This window comes from Pseudomonas sp. FW507-12TSA, assembly GCF_058781435.1.
In genome coordinates this window covers 76,111-96,742 of sequence record NZ_JBYSWT010000008.1, presented here as the reverse complement: position 1 = coordinate 96,742, position 20,632 = coordinate 76,111, and the positions used below count along the sequence as shown (strand labels likewise).

Here is a 20,632-nt window from a genome sequence, read left to right as displayed (position 1 = left end):
AATGACCAAGCCAGCAGAACACCAAGCAGTACCTGAAAAACGTGCAGTAATCCTCCTTTCCGGTGGCCTGGATTCGGCCACCGTGGTCGCCATGGCTCGCGCCGAAGGCTACTGCTGCTACACCATGAGCTTCGACTACGGCCAGCGCCACCGCGCGGAGCTGCAGGCTGCCGAACGAGTGGCCCGTGACCTGGGAGTGGTGGAGCACAAGGTCATTGGCCTCAACCTCGATGGCATTGGTGGCTCGGCCCTCACCGACAGCTCCATCGACGTGCCGCAGGCACCTGGTGAAGGGATTCCTGTCACCTATGTGCCGGCGCGCAATACGGTCTTCCTTTCCCTGGCCCTGGGCTGGGCGGAAGTCCTCGAGGCTCGGGATATCTTCATCGGGGTCAATGCGGTGGATTACTCCGGCTACCCGGATTGCCGTCCCGAGTTCGTCGAGGCCTTCGAGCGCATGGCTAACCTGGCGACCAAGGCCGGTGTCGAAGGGCAGGGCTTTCGGATCAAGGCGCCCCTGCAGAACCTCAGCAAGGCCGACATCATCAAGGCCGGGGTACGCCTTGGAGTCGATTACGGGCTGACTGTCTCGTGCTACCAGGCGGATGACCTGGGCCGCGCCTGCGGTAAATGCGACAGCTGCCGCCTGCGTGCCGATGGCTTCCGCGCAGCCGGTGTCAGCGATCCAACACCCTATTTTTGATTTTTTTCATCTAGGGTGTTGAATTATCGTTAGAAATCAGTATTATACGCGCCACCACACAGCGGGTCGTTAGCTCAGTTGGTAGAGCAGTTGGCTTTTAACCAATTGGTCGTAGGTTCGAATCCTACACGACCCACCATATTCAAGGTCGGATGCAATGCCAGGAACCAGGCGATACAAGCCGTTCCACTAGTAGCGCAGACGTCTGGAACGAGTAAATCCACGTTCCTGGATTATGTACATACGAAAAGCCCACTGCCGGAAACGGTCAGTGGGCTTTTTCGTTCTAGCAGTCAAAAGATCAGCTTGCCCTTGGCACGAACTGCTCCAATTCGACGCTCGTATCTGGAAGCCTCGCGCAAACATCGACTTGCCGATGTCTGGCGCCGATCGGGCGTGCACAGTTACCTTGCCGATACCGACATTCCTGGAGTCGAACGAAGCCGGGCGTTTAGTTTGTTGTCAATTCCCCATGAAAGAGCCGCTTCGGTCTGGTATGAGCCCCATCAGGGCTGCTGGCTCAAACGAATCTTCTATCGAGTGGCAGGGTGGTATTCCTCGATCCGCCCAGAGCGTCCCAGGTCCGTCCCAACTCAGCTCATGAGAAAGCCCTGTGCATGGCCTGGATATCTTTCCAGCGGGTACGGTTCAGTCCGTCTCTGCCTGGGCAATGCTGCAGCAGCTCGGAGGCTGTCGGGGACTACTGAGCGAGTGAGTCTTCAACTGTTGCCGCATGAGATCCAAGAAGCAGCGCTGGGGCCATCGGATAGGTCAGGCAATGGTGTCTTTCAATATCCAGGTCAACGGCAACACGCATATAGCTTTGGAAGTCACTGATGAATTCTGAAATAAGTGCGGCTGCCTTGAGCCTCATCGACGAACAGCGCAGCGATCAAGGTGGCCAGCTTGATGCTGTGCTTCCCGGTGGCCTATGACCTGGAGACCGTGATTTTTCCCCCTTCCATCACCTGCTGCAGCCGGCACTGCAGCACGACCTTACCGCTGTCGAGGTGCAGAGCGACCAGGGCTGGTCGTGCATGATTGCCGCGGGAGCATGGCGGATATTTGGACAAAGCCCCGTATTCACCTCCTCCCGCATGCATGACGGCACGACTCATCCTTCCGGTCGGACTCTACGGCCGTCCGCGCCATTCCCCGACCGGCTGTGCTCGTCTCCATATTCAATGCTTCGCATGGCCAATTATTTGCCGATGATTTTTTTCGCGGGACAAAACGTCAATCAATTGGGACGAAACGCTTAACAGTCGGATTGTTGTGGGCTCTACGATAACCAAGCCGTCGTGACCGCCAAAAATAATCCGGCAAAGGAGCGCTCATATGGAGCAATCACGACGGATCAGATGGGAAGTCAAATTATTCGAGACGATGTGCCTGCCTGAGCAGGGGTTTGTTTTTTCCTGCCAGAAGCAAAGCTATGTATGTCACCCGAATGAGCCCGTCAGCGCATTTGACGAATGCCTGCCGGTAATTGTCAGCATGCTGCGAAAGCTGGGCGCGGCAACGCCGCCCGAGGTTTTTCACGTCGTACTGCACGCGGCGACCGGTTCGCCTGGTCGGCGCAGCTTCATACATCCACCTGGAGAGAACCCGCATGAGCAACGTGAGTGTTGTAGCGAAGGCTAAGGAAGCGCTGTCGATCAAGGAAGCGCCGGTGGCGGCAGAGCAGTTTGAAACACCGGAGACGGTATCGAAACGGACCTCGGTGAAGCTCACCAATCTGGGGAGCGCTGGGCAGTCGAAGCGTTCGGGGCTGGACAGTCAACTGGTGTGGTACGACACGGTGCAGCTGGCGAAGCCGCAGCCGGACGACAGCATGTTCGTGCGGGTGATCAACTCGCTGTACAGCGGGGTGGTGGTGTACCTGGACAACGTGGCGAACCTGCTACCAGCGATCCCCGAGCGGATGCAGGTAGTGCTGAAGCTGCGCGACGCCGCGGATCTGAAGGCGTTCCGCGACAGCCCGCAGTGTGCGGACTTCAAGGCGGACGACAAGCACTGCCGGAGCATTGCGTACCACGAGGCGGGTGCGCTGCGACAACTGGGCGCGGAAGGCTTCACGACCTGCTACACGAGCTATGTGGATGATCGCGAGAGCCTGCTGAGCGCGATCAACGAGGGGTTGGCGTTCAACTATCTGTGGATCCTGTTCCGTGACCCGACCAACATTCCGCTGGAACTGGTGATCGCGTCATTGCAATCGACCGGAACGATCCTGATGAAGGAGATCAAGGATCCGGCCAACGTGGACGACGCGATTGTCTCGTACGGGGTGATGGAGTACGGAGCGGAAGGGGTGATCTTCTCGCCACGCGACCACGCGGTGATGACGTGCTTCCTGGGACAATTGTCAGACGCGGAGCACGGCAACCTAGCGATCCAGGTGGGGACGGTAGTGGAAAGCCGGCCGGTGGGGATGGGCTACCGCGCATGCATCGATACCTCGACATTGTTTGAACCGGACGAGGGGATGCTGGTGGGGAGCACGTCGCAGGGTGGGTTGCTGTGCTGCCCAGAGGTGTTCTTCCTGCCATACATGGAGCTGCGGCCGTTCCGAGTGAATGCGGGAGCGGTGCATTCATATGTGTTCAACACGGACAACCGGACCGACTACATGAGCGAACTGAAGGCGGGTTCGCCGGTAATGCTGGTGAACTCGAAAGGGCGGGTGAGGCGTGCATCGGTGGGGCGGATGAAGATCGAGCAGCGTCCACTGCGGCTGATTGAGGTGGAGTTCGCGGGTCGGGAGCGGGTGAACATCCTGATGCAGGACGACTGGCATGTGCGGGTGTTCTCGGATGGGGCGAAGCCGCTGAACATCTCGGAGCTGAAACCTGGAGACAAGGTACTGGGCTATGTGACGGAGCCGGGTCGTCACGTGGGGATCAAGATCAACGAGACGATCATCGAGAAGTAGGAGGGAACATGGGCTACGTCGGCAGGAAACTGAGAGAGCGTCGGATTCTGTTCCCGGATTCGCAGCGCGGGCTGATCGTACCCGTTGATCATGGCCTGACGCTGGGCCCGATCGCGGGGCTGGATGCCATGGACGCGTTCAAGGGGTGGATCGGCAGTCCGCACATCAGCGCGGTACTGGGGCACAAGGGCTTGATCGAGCGGCTGATTGTGCACGAGCGGCTGCACCCCGCGACTGGGGTGATCGTGCACCTGAATGGAATGGCAAGCCTGTCACCGGACGCGGATACCAAGGTGATGGTGTCGGATATCGAGACGGCGCTGAGGCTGGGGGCGGACGCGGTGTCGGTGCAGGTGAACTTCACAGAAGAGAACTTCGCGCACAACTTCACGATGCTGGGCGCGGTGACGGACGCGGCGCACGAGGCTGGCCTGCCATTGCTGACGATGCTGTACGACAAGGTCAAGGCGGCGACGGCAGCGGAGCGGTTGGGGCGGCTGAACCATTTGGTGCGGGTGGTAACGGAACTGGGTTCGGACGCGGTGAAGCTGGCGTATCCGGAATCGCTGCATGAAATCGGGGAACTGGTGCGGCGGCATGGCGGCGATATTCGGATGTTCTTCGCGGGTGGGGAAAAGACGAGCGAAGAAGGGCTGGTGGCAATGACGCGGGCGGTGGTGCAGCAAGGAGCGAGCGGGCTGTGTATCGGCCGCAACGTGTTTCAGCATGCGCGGCCGCAGGCGTTGCTGAGGCTGCTTGCCGGCTGTGTGAAGGGAGAGGAAACCGAGCGGGTGCTGGAACTCGACGCAGTGTGAGTGCCGCATGCGGGCGAAGGTGAATCCGATATGAGTCTGATCTCCGCGCCCAGGACGGGCGCGGTTCTTGAGGGCGGAACCGATGAATACAACGAATCACCAGGGAACAGGCTTGCCAGCTCCGGTCGCACATGAGCTCTCGCCGTTGTGGGTGGACATGTTTCCGGCGGGATTGCTGGAGGATCTGAGCGCGAACCCGTTCCTGGCGGCTTGCCGGGCGGGCACGGTGAGCGAAGCGCAACTGCGCGGCTTCCTGATTCAGCACCATCATTATTCGCAGTACTTCACACGTTACCTGTGCTCGCTGATGGGGAGCCTGACGGACCTGGGCGAATTCAAGGCGCTGTCGCACAACCTGGCGGAAGAGCTGTCGGGCAATGACACGGACCAGGTCTCGCATGCGGAGCTGTACCGCGAGGCGATGGACGAGCTGGGCGCTGTGCCGCGCAGCCTGCCGGTGCTATCGAGCACGAGGGCGCTGATCGACGCGATGTTCCGCTACTGTCGCGGCGCGGATCCGCTGGATGGGCTGGCAGCCCTGTGCCTTGGCGCGGAGGCGATCGTGCCGATCGTCTACGGGCCGATCCTCGATGCGTTGCGGCATCGGCACGCGTCGACGCGAGCGTTGCGGTTCTTCCAGATCCATGTGGAAGAAGACGAGCAGCACGCAATCGTGATGCGCGAGATCATCGATCGGATGATCTGCGAACGACCCTATCTGCGCGCTCGGGTGGTGGCGGTCGGCGAGGAGATGGTGCGGCTGCGGATGGCAATGCTGAGCGAGCTGCTGGCCTACGGTACTGACGGCGGCGCGCGCCTTCCTGAAGCGGCGCTAGCCGCATTGCGGGCGGATGCGTCGCTGGGCAGTGGCAACTTCCTCGACTTGTGCCTGGGGCTGAGCCCAGTGAAGGGTGTCGAGTTCCTGTACCTCGACAAGCCTCTGAGCTATGCGGACGGTACCCGGCTCCACGCGCTGAGCCTGGAGACGCTGCAGCAGTACCGGCGTTCGCTTGCGGACTGGTATTTGCGCCAAGGCGTGGGCCGCGACGACGTTGTGGCGGTCTGCGTGGAAGATGGCATCGCGCCGTTCCTGCACTACCTGGCGCTGACGAGCCTAGGCGCGGCGATCGCGTTGATCAATCCGGCGATGCCCGCCGATGTGGGCCTGGCCTACATGCGCGAGAACGGCTTCGGCAAGCTGGTGGTAGACGCGCAGACGCAGGCGTCGAGCGGCTTCGTGCAGCAGTGGCGGGAGCTGAACGCGGCGGCCCTCGTCGATGTATCGCTGGTGCGCCTCGAGCCGGTGGTCGAACTGCCCACATGGTGGCCGGTCGCGCCGGAAGATTCGACGCTGGTGATGCTGAGCCATACGTCGGGGACAACCGGTGTGCCGAAGGCAGTGCGCTTCGAGCACCGGCAGTTCTTCATGGGCAAGCGGGCGCGCATCGGCCGCTTCGCGGAAGGTCCGGACGAGCGCCTGTTGACGGCACTGCCGCAGTCACATTCGGCGGCGATCAGCCATCTGGAGACGGCGGTGCTGCACGGGCTCCCGACCTTCGTGATGGGCACGCAGGACGGCGAGATGGTGCGCGCGGCGATCAAGGCATTTGCGCCGACCACGGTGGTGGCGTTTCCGAAAAGCTACATGCAGTTAGTGGAGGGCGGCGTGGCGGAGCGCGAATTCGCCACGGTGCGGCGCTGGTTCAGCATGGGCGACGCTGCCCACCAGAGCCACACGCGCCGCCTGCTGGTGGGGGCGCCGGCGTCGCGCTTCATCGATGCGTTTGGCAGCTCCGAACTGGGCATGGCGCTGTTTCGTAGCGAATCGACGCTGGGCGCGCTGGCACCGCAGCGTGCGATCGGCCGGCCGGTGGACATCGCGGTGGCGAAGATCCTGCACTCGGAAACGGGCGACGAGATGCCGCCAGGCCAGACAGGGTTGCTGGCGGTGCGCTCGCCCACGATCACCTCGGGCTACTGGCAGCAACCGCAGCGCACCCAGGGCGCGTGGCGCGACGGCTACTTCCTGACTGGCGACGTCGCGTACTGCGAGGGTGGCGTGTTCTATCAGATCGACCGCGAAGTCGATGTGGTGACGTCGCCGTTCGGTGTGCTGTACACGCTGCAGCTGGAGGAGGTCGCGCAGCAGGTGGATGGCGTGTGCGACGTGGCTGTAGTCGGCGTGGAAGGCGCCGCGCTGGGGGATCCAGCGCTGCTCGCGCTGGTGCTGCCGGAGCGCCGCGTGACGGATCCCGCCGCGCTGGCTTCGGGTGTACGGGACGCGTTGCGCGATGCGATCGGCGCGCAGCTGCCGGAGGAGGTGGTCGCGGTGGCCGTGGTGCGCAGCCTGTCGTTCCTGCCGGTGGGCGCGACTGGGAAAGTGCTGAAGCGGCTGCTGCGCCACTCGGCGGGGGCCTTGCTGCAGCAGGCGGCGGACGGTGGGGCGGCGAGCCGCGACGTACTGCATGTGACGCGTCGGGCGAAAGCCGGCGTGGGGGTCTGAATGGAGAGGTCAAGGCAGATGGCTGATCAGGGCTATGAATCCGACGCCGTCGCGTCGGTACGGCGGCGGCTGGCCGCCGCTGAGGCGGAGCGGTTGACGCAGTACGAATGCGACGGGCGCATCTTCGAGGTCCACGACGGCGTGTTTCCGCCAACGCATTTCCAGTCGACGCGAATCTTCACGCGGCACCTGCCGTATCCGCACGGCGGCGCGTTCCTGGAGATCGGTTGCGGTACAGGCGTGACGGCGGTGACGGCTGCGTTGTCGGGCTGCGCGCGGGTGGTGGCGTCGGACATCAGCGAGGCGGCTGTGCGCAACGCACGGGCGAACGTGGAGCGCCACGGCGTGACGGAGCAAGTATCGACGCGCCACGGCGACCTGTTTGACGTACTGGACGACGGTGAGCGGTTCGACATGATTTTCTGGAATTCGAACTTCGTGTTCGTGCCGGAAGACTACGCGTTCGAGCAGCCGATCCTGCGCGCGTTTTGCGACGCGGGCTACGTCGCCCATCGCCGCTTCCTGCGGGAAGCGCCGTCGTACCTGAGTCCGTCGGGCCAGTTGCTGATCGGCTTCAGCAGCCAGGGCGACGAGTCCGCGCTCAAGGCGCTGCTGACGGAGCACGGCTATGCATCGACGGTGGTTGCGTCGGCGTATGGCGAGGGTCCGGGCGCGCACCGTTACGATATTTTGCGGCTGTGGCCCGGTGGCGCGCCGTCCGGTCGCGACGTGGGAGGGGGCGGCGCGTGATGGCGGATGCATTCGACGCGCCGTCGCAAGACCGACAGCGCCCCGTGGCGATCGTCGGCGGTGGTCCGGTAGGGCTGATGCTGGCGCTGTTCCTTGATCGTCACGGGGTGGCGAGCGTGGTGTTCAACCTGGAAAAGGACAGCCGCTGGCATCCGAAGGGGAGTACCCACAACACGCGGACCATGGAGCACTATCGGCGGCTGGGTGTATCGGAGGCAGTGCGTGGGCTGGGGTTGCCAGTGGATCATCCGCGCGACATCGCCTACTTCACACGGCTTGCGGGCTGGGAGCTGGCGCGGTTCGGCATGGGCACGGAGCGCGAGCGGTCGCGCGCGGCTCACGAAGGCGGTGAACTTGATCAGCAGCCCGAGCCACTGCTGCGTGTCAACCAGATGTATGTGGAGCGCTTCCTGCTCGCGCATGCGGGTACGCGCTCGAACATCACGCTGCGTTATGGCTGGCGGGTAAGCGGCTTCGAGCAGGATACGACGGGCGTGACGCTGTTGGCGGAACCGGCCGACGGAGGCACTGGCGAGCTCTGGCGCGTCGCCTACCTGGCGGGCTGCGACGGCGGCGCGAGCTTCGTGCGCCGTACGCTGGGGATCGCCTACGAGGGGCCTGGCGGCGCGCACGATGGCTTCCTGGGCGGGCGCATGTTCTCGAGTTACGTGCGGATCCCCGCGTTGCACGGCGAACTGCTTGGGGACCGCAAGGCCTGGATGTACAACGTGATGGCACCGGGCGCGCGGATGCTGCTGGTGAGCCTGGACGGTGGCGACGAGTTTCTGCTGATGTCGAAGCCGGCGCTCGGGGAGGCGGAGCCGAACGATGCGACGGTGATCCGGCGGATCCAGGAAGGCGTGGGCTGCGCGGTGGACGTGGAGGTGCTCGCACATGCGCCGTGGCAGGGTGGCGTGGCACTGGTGGCGGAGCGCTTCTCGACAGGGCGGGTGTATCTGGCCGGCGACGCGATTCACCTGTTCTCGCCTACAGGTGGGCTCGGGATGAACACCGGCATCGACGGCGCGGCGAATCTTGCGTGGAAGCTCGCGGCGGCGGTGCAGGGCTGGGCGGGAGATAGCCTGCTGGCGTCGTACGAGGCGGAGCGCCGACCGATAGCACAGCGTAACACCGCAGCAGCGCGCTTCCTGACGCAACGGGTCGGCGAACTGCGGGTGCCGGCGCAAGTGGAGGCCGACGACGCGGCTGGCGAGGCGGCGCGGCGTGAGCTCGGCGAACAGCTTGCGGGGTTTCGTCGCCAGTTCGAGGCGCCTGGTGTGGAACTGGGCGCGCGCTATGACGGTTCGCCGATCGTGTGGCCGGATGGCGTTCCGCCTGAGGATGACCTGCTGGCCTACCGGCCGAGCAGTGTGCCGGGCGGCCGACTGCCGCATGTGTGGGTGACGGGGGCGGACGGCGTGCGGCGTTCGATGTTCGACCTGCTTGGTACGGGTTTCACGTTGCTGCGGGTCCGCGCGTGCGACGCGACCGGCGGGAGGGACGACGACGCCACGCGGCTGGCCGATGCAGCGCGTGCGCGGGGGATCCCTTTGGCGATCGTCGATGTGGAATCGGATGCAGCGCGCGCGTTGTACGCGCGGCGCTTGGTTCTGGTACGACCCGACCAGCACATTGCGTGGCGCGGCGATACGGCGCCGCGCCACGCGGGCGCGGTGCTCGATCGTGCGGTGGGCCGGATCTGACGGCCGCGCAGGGTGGATGGGTTTTCTTGGCACAGGAGAACACGATGATTGAAACAGAAGTGTTGATTGTGGGGAGCGGCCCGTCTGGGGCTGCGGCGGCGCTGTTCCTGAGCAGCTACGGTATCGAGGTGATGGTGGTGACCAAGCACCGCTGGCTCGCCAACACCCCGCGTGCGCATATCACAGGCCAGCGGACGATGGAGATCCTGAACGAGTTCGGCGTCGGCGAATCGCTGATGGCGAACTCCGTGCTCAACGACATCATGGGCAACACCGTCTTTTGCGAGACGCTCGCGGGCAACGAGATCGCCCGCCTCAAGTCCTGGGGCGCGCACCCCGAGCGGATCAGCGACTACCGGATCGCGAGCCCTTTCCTGCTGTGCGATATTCCGCAGACCTACCTTGAGCCGATCGTGCTTGGCAAGGCCCTGCAGAACGGCGCACACGCGAAGTTCTCGACCGAGTACGTCCGTGCGGTGCAGGACGCGGACGGCGTGACCGTGACTATGCGCGACCGTCTCGACAATCGCGAATACGCGATTCGCGCGAAATACGTGATCGGCGCTGATGGTGCACGTAGCCAGGTCGCGGCCGACGCGGCGCTGCCGATGATCGGCGAGGAGAACCAGGCTGGTTGCATCAACATCTTCTTCGATGCGGACCTCGCGCCGCTGGTGCAGCACCGGCCGAGCGCGATTTTCCTGATCTTCAGCCGCGCGGCGATGGCGGGCGGCATAGGCGTCGGCGCGTTGCGGATGGTGCGGCCGTGGCACGAGTGGCTTGGCGTATGGAACTACGACATCGATCGCCCGCCGCCGAAGCTGAGCGCCGACGATGCGACCGACATCCTCAAGCAGATGATTGGCGATTACGACACCGAGATCCGCGTGCGCTCGATTTCGACCTGGACGGTCAATAGCCGCTACGCGACGCGCTATTCGAACGGCCGGATGTTTTGCGTCGGCGACGCGGTGCATCGTCATCCGCCTAACAACGGGTTGGGCTCGAACACCTCGATCCAGGATTCGTACAACCTGGCGTGGAAACTGGCCTACGTAATCAAGGGGCAGGCCGGCTCCGGGTTACTCGACACCTATAGCGACGAGCGTGCGCCGGTTGGGCGCGGGATCGTCGAGCGCGCGATGAAGAGCATCGACGAGAGCCGCACTCTGAGTGCGGCGCTCGGCCTGGACCGCGCGGGCGGGCTTGACGACGACTACCTCATGCTGGGCGGCGAGGCCGGGCAGCGCCGGCGCGAGCATTTTTATCGTGCGCTGCGGGCGAAGAACTACGAATTCAACGGACATGGCACGGAACTCAATCACCTGTACCGGTCCGCGGCGATCGCGCCGGATCCGCAGGAACCTCCGCCGGCCGAGGACCCGGACCTGTTCTATCGCTTCCATTCGTCGTTTGTCGCCGGTGCGCGCGTGCCACACGTGTGGCTGTCGTCGCGTGGCACGCAGGTGTCGTCGCTCGAGCTAGTCGGGCACGGCGCATTTACCGTGCTGACCGGCATCGCCGGTCGCGCGTGGGCACAGGCCGCGGCGCGCTGCGCGGTGCAACTCGGCCTGCCGCTGCGGGCCCAGGTGATCGGCCCGGGCGAGGCGGTCGAGGACCTGTACGGCGACCTGCATGCCCGCTGCGGTTTCGACGAGGCGTCGTGTGTGCTGGTCCGTCCAGACGGCCACATCGCATGGATCGGCGCTGCGTCAGGCGACGAGGCGGCCTGCGTGGCGCGCTTGCGCGAGGTGCTGCTGCCGCTGCTTGGCCTGTCGCGCCCGGTCGCGCACGTCGCGCAACCGGCCCCGACGGTACAGTGACAGGCTCCATTTGCTTCATGGGGACTCGATGATGGCCCAGACGACCGACTCCTCGAAGGATTTCGTGGTGGTACCGGACAAGTTGGCGGTGGCTACGTCGGAACGGTTCGTCCATCGCGAAGTGCTGGCCTCGGTGACCACCGAGTTCAGACACACGCGCCGCGATGCGGTGGGCGTGGACGATCTGCCGGCCCGGCCAATTGGCGCGGCTGCACCGGCACAGCTATGAAACCCTGATCTACGTGGTGCGCGGCGTCGCCCCGTTGTCGATCAATTAAAGGAGGATGCATGGAAAGGCTCAAAGGAAAGTATGCACTGGTCACGGGCGGCACGACGGGGATCGGGTTGGAGACCGCCCGGCAGTTTCTCGAGGAGGGCGCGATCGTCGCGATCACCGGCCAGAACCCCGAGACCCTCGCGGCGGCGCAAAGCCGCTTCGGACGGGACGTGTGGGTGATCCGCAGCGATGCGGGCTCGGTCGCTGCGCAACACGCGCTCGCTCAGGAGTTGCGCGAGCGCTGGCCGCGCGTCGACGCGCTGTTCGTGAATGCGGGCATCGTCACCAGTCACGGACTCGACTTGGAGAGCGAGGAAAGCTATGACCGGCTGATGGCGATCAACGTGAAAGGGCCGCTGTTCCTGATCCAGGCTCTGGCGCCGTTGCTGGCGGAGCCGTCGTCGATCATCCTGTGTGGGTCGGTCAGCGGCCATCTCGGGCGTAGTGGCGTGAGCGCGGCCTATGCGACCAGCAAGGGGGCGCTGCTGTCGATGGGGCGCGCGCTGGCGGGCGAGTTCACCGGCCGGCGCATCCGCGTCAATAGCATCAGCCCGGGCCCGATCCGCACGCCCGCGTTCGACAAGCTCGGGATAGACAACACCGAGCGCGTGTTTGAGGAGGTCAAGGCGATGATTCCGGCCGGCCGGGTCGGGCTGCCGGAGGACGTGGCGCGTGCGGCCGTCTATCTGGCCTCAGACGAGTCGAGCTTCCTGCTCGGCGCTGAAATCGTCATTGACGGCGGCATGGTCTACGTGTGAACGCGTAGCGTCGGGCCTGGTGAACAGGTTCGCATGCAGGAACTCGACGAAGACCCGTAGCTTCGGCGATGGATGCTTGCCGGATGGCCACAGTACGTGGAACGCGCCCGAATTCTGTGTGTATTTGTCGAGCACGATCTGCAATTCGCGCGCGCTTAACGCGTCGCGCACCGCGAAATCCGGCAGGCACGCGATGCCGTGGCCGGCTTTCGCGACATGCAGCAGGGTCTCGATATTGTTGCAGGTCATCCGCGCTGGAAGTTGCAGGCTTTCGTCGAGCGAGTCCGCGCAGAGCGGCCACTTCTCGAGCTTGCCAGTGGTGGGGAAACGGTGCTGGAGGCAGTCGTGCTCACGCAGGTCGGCAGGCCGCTCCGGCACGCCCTTGCGTGCAAAGTAGTCGGGTGACCCGACCAGCAGCAGGCGGTAGACGCCGAGCCGGCGTGACATCAGTCGCGAATCGTTGAGCGTGCCGGTGCGTACCGCTGCGTCGAAACCCTCGTCGATCAGGTCGACGAGTCGATCGGTAAAATCGATGTCGAGTTCGATCTCGGGATAGCGCTGCATGAATGCGGCGATCACGGGCAGCATCAGGTCGCGCACCAGCGGCAGGCTGACACGGAACTTGCCGCGCGGAGCGTCGAGTGTATGCGACAGCTCCGATTCCGCCGCGGTGGCTTCCGCGAGGATGTGCTGGCAGCGCTTCAGGTAGAGCGCGCCTTCGGCGGTCAGATTCATACTGCGGGTACTGCGATGCAAGAGCCTGACGCCGAGGCGTTTTTCCAGGCGCGCAATGCTTTTGCCGACCGCGGACGCGGACAACCCGAGCTGCTGTCCGGCGCCGACGTAGCTACGCGTCTCGGCGACCAGAACGAAGACTGTGATACCGCTCAACCTATCCATGGCTATTTCAGTGCGGAATATATTTCCCGTGACAAAGGAATTGTATGTGATTTTTCTCTCACGTTGAATCTCGTACGCTTGGATCAAACCGGGTGAATCGGTTTATAGGCAATCCGTGCATTCGCATGCGCGACTGCGCAGGGCGTGTCAGCCCGCGCTACAACCCTCATTCCTCTTTCCTACCGAGCCACTGACATTCTATGAGCCAATCCGAGCATCATCCGAAGCGGGGCCACACGAACCTTCTGTTGCTGACCGCCTGCATGACTGCGGTGCTGATTCCGCTCAGCATCGCGGGACCTGTCGTGACCGTGCCGTCGATCAGCCGTGTGTTGGGAGGCTCCGCGGTCGAACTGAACTGGGTTTCTAACGCGTACCTGCTGACTTATGGCAGTGCGACGATGGCGGCGGGCAGTCTCGCCGATGTATATGGGCGTAAGCTGCTGTGGCTGCTTGGCATGCTGGTTTATGTACTGGTGACGGCCGCAATCCCGCTGGCGCCGACCGTGCTGGTGCTCGATGTGCTGCGACTGGTGCAGGGGCTCGGCGCTGCCGCCGCGTTCGCGGGCGCGATGGCAGCGCTCGCACAAGAGTTCCACGGCCGCGACCGTACCAAGATGTTCAGCATGATCGGCACGACCTTCGGGCTCGGTGCCGCATTCGGCCCGCTGGTGGCGGGCTTCCTGGTCGATACGCTTGGTTGGCGCTGGGTGTTCTGGCTGCCCGCGCTACTCGGCGTGCTGGTGGTGCTGTTCGTGCAGATCAGTGCACGCGAGTCGCGCGACCCGAACGCGGCTGGGCTCGACTGGCCCGGCGCGATCAGCTTCACGACCACGCTCGGGCTGTTCACCTATGCGATCTTGCTGGTGCCGGAAAACGGCTGGGGCAGCCGTGTCGTAATCGGCTCGCTGCTGGCGTCGGCGGTGCTGCTCGCGATCTTTATCGCGATCGAAACCCACGTGCGTCGGCCAATGCTCGAACTGTCGCTGTTTCGCAGTGCGCGCTTCATCGGCGTGCAGGTGCTCGCGGCCGCGCCGGCCTATACCTATGTGGTGCTGATCCTGCTGCTACCGATGCGCCTGATGGGCATCGACGGGCAGAGCGCGTTCGAGGCCGGATGCTTCATGATCGCGCTGTCCGCACCATTGCTGGTGCTGCCGTTCGTCGCAGCGTATCTCGCGCGCTGGCTCACGGCCGGGGTGATTTCCGGCATCGGCCTGTTGATCGCGGCGGTTGGGCTCGCGTGGCTCGGTGTCGCGATGGCGTCCGGTACGCTCGCGAACTCGGTTGCACCGCTGATCGTGATCGGGGTGGGCATTGGCCTGCCATGGGGGTTGATGGACGGGATGGCGGTCAGCGTCGTGGAGAAGGAGCGGGCCGGCATGGCGACCGGCATCTTCAACGCGGTGCGCCTCACGGCGGATGGGGTGGCGATCGCGGTGGTCGGTGCAATCCTGTCGGCGCGAATCCTCGGTGACCTGAGCCACGCGGGGATCGCTGGTGCTGAGCCCACTATGCTGAAGGAGGCGGCGAACCGGCTCGCGATCTCGGATGTAACGCACGCCGTATCGCTGCTGCCGGGCGCGGCGCGTGAGCTGCTGCTGCAGGTATATAACGCGGCCTTCGAGTTCCAGTTCTATCTGCTGGCAGGGGCGGCCGTGATCACGGCGCTCGTGGTGTTCGCTGCACTAGGGTCAGTACGGACGCACGAGGAATCCGAGATGCCGTTGCCGGACTCTTCGTTGAGCAAAGACGTCGGCTGAGCGTTGCTCAGGCGTCGAGGGCGCCTGAATAGGCGACGGGGCGACCATCTGCCTTGCACGTTCGGACAAGTATTTTTAGTGTCAACCTACAAGAATAACGAGACACATCATGGAAGAAGTGCAAGAGATGCGTACGCAGGCGTGGGGCACGCCGTGCATGCCCGTGCTGGCGCTCGAGACCGGCCGGCGCAGCCTCGCTGAGCCCCCAGCCTGGATAGGGGGCAAGCGCGACGGCTACCAGTTTTCCACGCGAGACTATCCGAGCGAGCAGCGGGTCGAATCGTGGGTTGGGCACCATCGGCTGCTCGAACTGACGATGCACGGCGTGCAGGCGGGCTGTTTCGCGTTCGATCAGGTCGATGTACCGTTCGGGTCGATGGTGCTCGGCTTCCGGCGTTTCGAGAGCACCACGGCGGCCGCGCCATTGAGCTATCGCTTCGAACGGACCGTGGCGTTGATCCGGCAGGACGGTTTCGATTTCTTCTACCTGCTGCTGAATCCCGTCGGCACGTTGCGCTATGAAATCGACGGGCGCGGTTTCGAGCAGCCGTGCGCGTGCCTGGCGCTGCTGGACATGTCGAAGCCATTCAGCGCCACGGTGCCGGAGGGTGAATCGGTGATCCTCATCGTTCCGCGCAGCATGATTCCGGTATCGGCGAGCTTGCTGCACGGCCAACTACTGAATTGCCACGCGAGCCTACTGCTCATCAGCCAGTTGCAACTGGCCGTGCGCTACCTGTCGGTGCTGCGCGCGGAGCAGATCGCGCACGTCGCGCAGGGCACGCTGAGCCTGCTGCACGCCGTGTTTCAGGATGCCGACACGATCGAGCAGTCTGCACAGGGCGTCGATCACCTGAAGCACGAGCGCGCGCGGCAATACATCGAGACGCACCTGGACTCGCCCGACCTGAACGTCGAGCAGATCTGCCGCGAGGTCGGGCTGTCGCGATCGGCGCTGTACCGGCTGTTCACGCCGATGGATGGTGTCGCCACCTATATTCGCCGGCGCCGGCTCATCAAGATTCGTACGCACCTGCTCGCGCATCAGGTGTCGCACCGGACCATTTCCGAACTGGCGTATCGATATGGGTTCAACAGCCCGACGCAATTCTGTCGCGCCTACAAGCAGTATTTCGGCTATACGCCACGGGAAAGTCGCCTGATGGCGGCGGTAGGGCGTGCCGATCCGTCGCGGGGCTATAGCGCGTGGTTGCGCGCTAGCGGCCTGTGACGAGCTGCTCGACGGTGAGTTGGAGGTCGAGGAGTGCACGCCGATGTTCGTGCGCGATGGCGCAGTCGCTGGAGGTGGGCGAGCGTGTCGAGCTGGCCAAGGTCGGACTGTTCGCGGACGATCACTGCTGAAGCGCGTAGGCGAGGAAACCTACCGGCTGTGCGGCGAAGACCTCGATGGTGTCGTGACGCTCAGCACAGGTTGTGTGCGGCGATCAAGCACTGCCGACACAATACAGGCCCTCGCACCGTCTGGTGCGGTGTTTGGTCGAAGTATCGACCCAAATTGACATGTGGCTGCACCTGACAAGTCACGTGTCTCGACTCCCTGGGTATTGCGCCTGCTGCCCCATTGTCCTCCTTCTGCGACCTTCCTCCAGCCGGCCTGGCCGCCGGTGATGTCGGATATTGCCCACCAGCTCAGAAGCTGTATTTCATACTTGCCATCAGGTTGCGTGGTTCGCCATGGAACGTGGAGGTGTAGCTGCCCATGCCACTGAAGTACTTGCGGCCGGTCAGGTTGTTCAGGTTGAACGTACCGCGCAGCTTGTCAGTGAAATCATATGCGGCCATCAGCCCAAGCCGCGTGTAGGGCTTTTGCTCGAAGTGGGCATCGATGGCATTGGCCCCAAAGCCCAGGGTGGTGTCGTAGTAGATCTTGCTCTGCCAGGAGATGTTGCTACCCACGGTCATGCGGTTGAACACGCCCGGCAGTCGGTAGGTGGTGACCACGCGCAGTATCTGCTCGGGCTGAGTGGTGCCGACCTTGTTGCCGTCCTGGTCTTCGGAGTGGCGGTAGGTATAGCCGCCATGCATGTTCCAGTCGGGCATCAACTCGACGGAAACCTCGACTTCGAAGCCGCGGGTGGAGACGCCAAGGCATCGAGGCAAGCTCGGTGAAGTTCGGTATGCCGCCAAAACGAGCACAGTACGCGGCTGGCGATCAAGCATAGAAACGCCCTGGGCTCCTCAATGCTCGCCAGTTGGGTGGGTTTCAAGGTTCTCAGGAAGGTGTCTTGAGTCAGGTCTTCGGCATTGGCATGGCAGCCCAATCGGCGCCATAGCCAGCCTTGCAACCAGCGATGGTTTTCACTGTAGAGGCGGTCAAAGTGTCGAGTGTGCTGGAGGCTTGAATCGGGCAGTGCTGATAGCCCCAGCCAGACGACATTTTCCCAATCCCGCCTAGGCGATAGACCCGACATCCTGCGCTCCGCCGACGTCATGCAGACCAGGCGGTGGCATGGCCCGTACCCAACGCCTGCTAGGCAATGGGGACGTCTGTGCGAGCGGCAAGATAAACCCGTGGCGAGGCTGTAGAGTGGCCCCCTCTATCGGTTTGGGGGCACAGCATGGCTGTCTTGTACCGCGATGCGGCTTGTTGAGGCCCCTCTGTACCGCAAACATCTTTTCCACTGGCGGAATACTCATCAATGACTGATCAGTTGATCTCGACCTTCATCGAGAAGTGGCTGGACTTTGACCTGCAACTGCGTGAAAAACGCGGCCTCGATTGTGGTTCGCTCGAGGTGCTGATGGACTTGCTGGAGCAGATCGAGATCGGGCTGGAGGGGCAGGGCAGCATTCCCAAGAACCTGGCGGGGATCTTCCTCGATATGTGGGGCTCCATGACGAGCAGCGCCGATATGTACGATCAGGATATGCAAAGCAAGATCTATCAGGCGGCCGATCATCTGGCCGATTGTGCCAGGGGCATCTGTACGGGGTGATCTGCGTTGGGGGTTGTCGGCGCGCTACGCAGCTCTTTCATGGGGCTCGCGTCCGGTGGCTCTCACACGCTGGCGTGGGAACCACCGGCTGCAGGATCAGAACTCGTACTGGGTGGTAAGCAGGAAGTTGCGAGGATTGCCGTACGAAGCGCTGCGGAAGTTCTCATCCAGCGCGCTGTAGTACTTCTTGTCGAACAGGTTGTCGACAGTGGCGGTGGCCGACAGTTTCGAGGTGAACTGGTAGCGGGCCATGACGCTGGCGACGGCATAGTCATCCTGCTTGACCTTGACCGGGCTGTTGAGCTGCCAGTTGTCCGCGGTGAAGTGCATGCCGCTCTGCCAATTGACTCCGCCGCCGATGGTCAGCTTGTCCAGTGCGCCTGGCAGCTGGTAGGTGCTCCACAGCTTGAACATGTCGGTGGGGATGGTGGTCTTGGCCCGCTCGCCGTTCTTGTCCTTGACCTGCGAGTAGGTGTAGCTGGCCAGCAGGTTCCAGCCTGGGCTCAGTTCACCGCTGATCTCCATGTCGATGCCCTTGGTTTTGGTCTTTTCCGCCTTGTAGGCCGTCACGGTGCCGCCGCTGCCTTCGATCGTGCCGTCGCCGACCGCGTCGTTGTCCAACTCGATCTCGAACAAGGCGATGGCGGTGTTCAGGCGTGCGCCGAAATATTCGCTTTTCAGGCCGATCTCGTAGTTGTCGCCCTCGCGTGGGTCCAGCAGCTTGCCTTGCCGGGTGCGGTAGGGCTGGGGCTTGAAGATGCTGGTGTAACTGGCATACACCGAGTGCACGTCGTTCAGGTCATAGACCACGCCAGCATAGGGCGTCACTTCACCGGAGACCTTGACCGAATCGTCGGTATTCCACTTCACCATGTCGTAGGTGTTGTAGTGCAGCATCGCGCCGTACTTGTAGTCGCTGACACGAGCGCCGAGGATCACCGAGAGGTCGTCGGTGGGCTTCAGGCGGGTGGCCAGGTAGGCCCCGGTCTGTCGCTGGTCGATGTTGTCGTCTTCGCGGGTGAAGTTGTACGACGCGCTCGGGGCGTGGTTGTCCCAGCTCCAGACGTTCACCGGCTTGCTACTGACGCCGTTGTCGCTCTTGCCGTTGGCCAGCAGGTTGCCGAAACCGTTGCGGCGGTTTTCGTAGGTCTGGTAGTTGAAGCCCATCACCAACTCATGCTCGCGGCCAAGCAGCTCGAACGGGCCGCTCAGGGCTATGTCCACGCCGCGCTGCTGCTGGGTGTTGTCGCCCTTGGTGGCGGTGTAGTTCAGGCCGCTGCCGGTTGCAGGATTGAGGAAGCCGGTGGTGGTGCCGACGATGATCGAGTCGTAGTCACGTGTGCCGTACAGGTAGTTGGCGGCCACCTTGAGGGTCCAGTCACTGGCAAGCTTCTGCTCGAGCGAGGCGAAGGTGTTGACCGACTCCTGGCGGTTGCTGCTGTCGCGGCTGGCGCCGTTGTATGAGCGCGGCATGTTGTACTGGAAACCATGGCGACTGATGCTGCCGACCACGGGCAGGCCGGTGGTGGAAAAACCGCGTTGGTCATTGTTGAGGTACTCGACGCCCAGGGTGAACAGGGTGTCGGGGGACAGGTCCATCTCGGTCACGCCGTAGAGGATGGTCTTTTCCTGCTGCAGGTGGTCGGTGAAGCTGTTGCCTTGCTGGTAGGCAGCCACGGCGCGGCCGCGAACGGCGCCGTTGTCGGTCAGCGGGCCGGATACATCGACCTCGGTACGATATAGATCCCAGGAGCCGAGCCCGGCGCTGACATGGCCCTGGAAGGTGCTGGTGGGCTTCTTGCGTACCATGTTCACGGTACCGGAGGGATCGCCAGCGCCGGACATCAGGCCGGTGGCGCCCCGGACTACCTCGATCCGGTCGTAGATGGCCATGTCCGACAGCGCATGGGGCATTGCCTGGCTGAAGGCGAAGGAGGTGGTCGGCACGCCGTCGTACTGGAAATTGTCGATGGGCAGGCCACGAGAGTACACATACAAGCGGTCGCTGCCGGGGCTCTGCACATTGAGGCCCGGGGTCTGCTCGAGCACCTGGCCGATACTGCGCAGGTTCTGGTCTTGCATGCGCTGCTTGGTCATCACGCTGACCGACTGCGGCGTCTCGCGCAGGCTCAGGTCGAGCTTGGTCGCGGTGTTGGTCTGGCCGGTGGTGTACGAGCCGGTGCCTTCGGTCGTCGCGCCGAGGCCGGCACCGGTCACCGTCGTTGTCTTTAGCTGCAGCGCTCCTGCGTTGTCCGGCGCCACTTCCACGGCATAGTTGCCCCCGCTGTTAGTCGCCCGCAGACCCGTGCCGGCTAGCAGGTGGGACAGGCCCTCTGCCACCGGATAGCTGCCATCGAGGCCTGGGCTGCGCTTGCCGGCGGTGAGCTGGGCATCGACGGAAAGCAGGATGCCGTTCTCGCTCGCGAAGCGGTTCAGGGCTTGATCCAGGTTGCCCGCGGGAATGGCGTAGCTGCGGGTTTGCTCGCTAGCGCAGGCCGGCGTCTTGGGTATGGCAAACAGCAGGCCACCGCTGAGCAAACCGGCGAACAGTACGCGCTGAACCGCAAGGCTCAGCCGGGAACGGGGAGTGAGGGGCAGATGCGGCATTCTGGATAATCCTCTTGAGAATGCTTCTTAGTTGAGTTCAAGAGGTATCCCGGGCCAGTTGGCAAAACCGACAAGCTGCAGCGGTTTTTTTTAACCTGTGGCACAGAAAGGGCGGGTGACTCACCGGATAACGCGCGT

The 20,632-nt window shown here is 63.5% G+C and carries 17 protein-coding genes and 1 tRNA gene; 14 read left to right on the top strand and 4 right to left on the bottom strand.

All coding sequences use genetic code 11. The annotated features are described in order from the left end of the window. The first annotated feature begins 1 nt into the window (after position 1). The 11 genes from queC to AC3WK8_RS10055 all read left to right on the top strand — a co-directional run bounded on the left by queC (position 2) and on the right by AC3WK8_RS10055 (position 12,267). Positions 2-703 carry a 7-cyano-7-deazaguanine synthase QueC gene (gene queC / locus AC3WK8_RS10105; RefSeq protein WP_053131563.1) on the top strand — a complete coding sequence of 234 codons (702 nt, stop codon included), beginning with the start codon at positions 2-4 and terminating at the stop codon, positions 701-703. Between the two features lie 63 nt (positions 704-766). After that, a tRNA-Lys gene (locus tag AC3WK8_RS10100) sits at positions 767-842 on the top strand. Positions 843-2,041: 1,199 nt separating this feature from the next. Next, positions 2,042-2,347 (top strand): hypothetical protein, encoded by a 306-nt coding sequence (locus AC3WK8_RS10095; RefSeq protein WP_146043254.1) that lies wholly within the window; start codon positions 2,042-2,044, stop codon positions 2,345-2,347. After that, positions 2,316-3,638 (top strand): 3-dehydroquinate synthase II domain-containing protein, encoded by a 1,323-nt coding sequence (locus AC3WK8_RS10090; protein WP_085597402.1) that lies wholly within the window; start codon positions 2,316-2,318, stop codon positions 3,636-3,638. Before AC3WK8_RS10095 ends, AC3WK8_RS10090 begins: the two co-directional genes overlap by 32 nt. A gap of 8 nt (positions 3,639-3,646) precedes the next feature. After that, positions 3,647-4,453 carry a class I fructose-bisphosphate aldolase gene (locus AC3WK8_RS10085; RefSeq protein ID WP_085597401.1) on the top strand — a complete coding sequence of 269 codons (807 nt, stop codon included), beginning with the start codon at positions 3,647-3,649 and terminating at the stop codon, positions 4,451-4,453. A gap of 112 nt (positions 4,454-4,565) precedes the next feature. Next, positions 4,566-6,956 (top strand): AMP-binding protein, encoded by a 2,391-nt coding sequence (locus tag AC3WK8_RS10080; protein ID WP_158250050.1) that lies wholly within the window; start codon positions 4,566-4,568, stop codon positions 6,954-6,956. Positions 6,957-6,974: 18 nt separating this feature from the next. Next, the gene (locus AC3WK8_RS10075) at positions 6,975-7,706 is read left to right on the top strand and encodes a methyltransferase (RefSeq protein ID WP_158091429.1); all 732 of its coding nucleotides are present in this window, start codon (positions 6,975-6,977) and stop codon (positions 7,704-7,706) included. Next, the gene (locus AC3WK8_RS10070; protein WP_103324708.1) at positions 7,706-9,409 is read left to right on the top strand and encodes an FAD-dependent monooxygenase; all 1,704 of its coding nucleotides are present in this window, start codon (positions 7,706-7,708) and stop codon (positions 9,407-9,409) included. Before AC3WK8_RS10075 ends, AC3WK8_RS10070 begins: the two co-directional genes overlap by 1 nt. 44 nt (positions 9,410-9,453) lie before the next feature. Continuing rightward, entirely contained in the window at positions 9,454-11,232 is a 1,779-nt protein-coding gene (locus AC3WK8_RS10065; protein ID WP_103324709.1) for an FAD-dependent oxidoreductase, read from the top strand. A gap of 31 nt (positions 11,233-11,263) precedes the next feature. Further along, on the top strand, positions 11,264-11,461 hold the full coding sequence (locus AC3WK8_RS10060) for a hypothetical protein (RefSeq protein ID WP_146043255.1): 198 nt from the start codon (positions 11,264-11,266) through the stop codon (positions 11,459-11,461). A gap of 59 nt (positions 11,462-11,520) precedes the next feature. Continuing rightward, positions 11,521-12,267 carry an SDR family oxidoreductase gene (locus AC3WK8_RS10055; RefSeq protein WP_103324711.1) on the top strand — a complete coding sequence of 249 codons (747 nt, stop codon included), beginning with the start codon at positions 11,521-11,523 and terminating at the stop codon, positions 12,265-12,267. Here AC3WK8_RS10055 and AC3WK8_RS10050 read toward each other — a convergent pair. After that, the gene (locus AC3WK8_RS10050) at positions 12,202-13,167 is read right to left on the bottom strand and encodes a LysR family transcriptional regulator (protein WP_085597395.1); all 966 of its coding nucleotides are present in this window, start codon (positions 13,165-13,167) and stop codon (positions 12,202-12,204) included. The two genes, AC3WK8_RS10055 and AC3WK8_RS10050, sit on opposite strands and share 66 nt — an antisense overlap. Positions 13,168-13,367: 200 nt before the next feature. On the opposite strand from AC3WK8_RS10050, the gene AC3WK8_RS10045 reads away from it, so the two are divergent. Together AC3WK8_RS10045 and AC3WK8_RS10040 are read left to right on the top strand one after the other, a co-directional pair. Then, positions 13,368-14,930 carry an MFS transporter gene (locus AC3WK8_RS10045; RefSeq protein WP_103324712.1) on the top strand — a complete coding sequence of 521 codons (1,563 nt, stop codon included), beginning with the start codon at positions 13,368-13,370 and terminating at the stop codon, positions 14,928-14,930. 109 nt (positions 14,931-15,039) lie between these two features. Continuing rightward, positions 15,040-16,161 carry an AraC family transcriptional regulator gene (locus AC3WK8_RS10040; RefSeq protein ID WP_103324713.1) on the top strand — a complete coding sequence of 374 codons (1,122 nt, stop codon included), beginning with the start codon at positions 15,040-15,042 and terminating at the stop codon, positions 16,159-16,161. A gap of 419 nt (positions 16,162-16,580) precedes the next feature. Here AC3WK8_RS10040 and AC3WK8_RS10035 read toward each other — a convergent pair whose 3' ends face one another. Then, a complete protein-coding gene (locus AC3WK8_RS10035; RefSeq protein WP_256592264.1) occupies positions 16,581-17,051 on the bottom strand; it encodes a TonB-dependent receptor domain-containing protein in 471 nt (156 codons plus the stop codon). Then, on the bottom strand, positions 16,991-17,362 hold the full coding sequence (locus AC3WK8_RS10030; RefSeq protein WP_103324751.1) for a sigma factor: 372 nt from the start codon (positions 17,360-17,362) through the stop codon (positions 16,991-16,993). Before AC3WK8_RS10030 ends, AC3WK8_RS10035 begins: the two co-directional genes overlap by 61 nt. A 228-nt stretch (positions 17,363-17,590) precedes the next feature. On the opposite strand from AC3WK8_RS10030, the gene AC3WK8_RS10025 reads away from it, so the two are divergent. Then, positions 17,591-17,887 (top strand): hypothetical protein, encoded by a 297-nt coding sequence (locus AC3WK8_RS10025; RefSeq protein WP_103324715.1) that lies wholly within the window; start codon positions 17,591-17,593, stop codon positions 17,885-17,887. 96 nt (positions 17,888-17,983) lie between these two features. On the opposite strand, the gene AC3WK8_RS10020 is transcribed toward AC3WK8_RS10025, so the two are convergent. Beyond that, positions 17,984-20,494, bottom strand: a complete 2,511-nt coding sequence (locus AC3WK8_RS10020) for a TonB-dependent siderophore receptor (protein WP_103324716.1) — start codon at positions 20,492-20,494, stop codon at positions 17,984-17,986. Between the last annotated feature and the right edge of the window lie 138 nt (positions 20,495-20,632).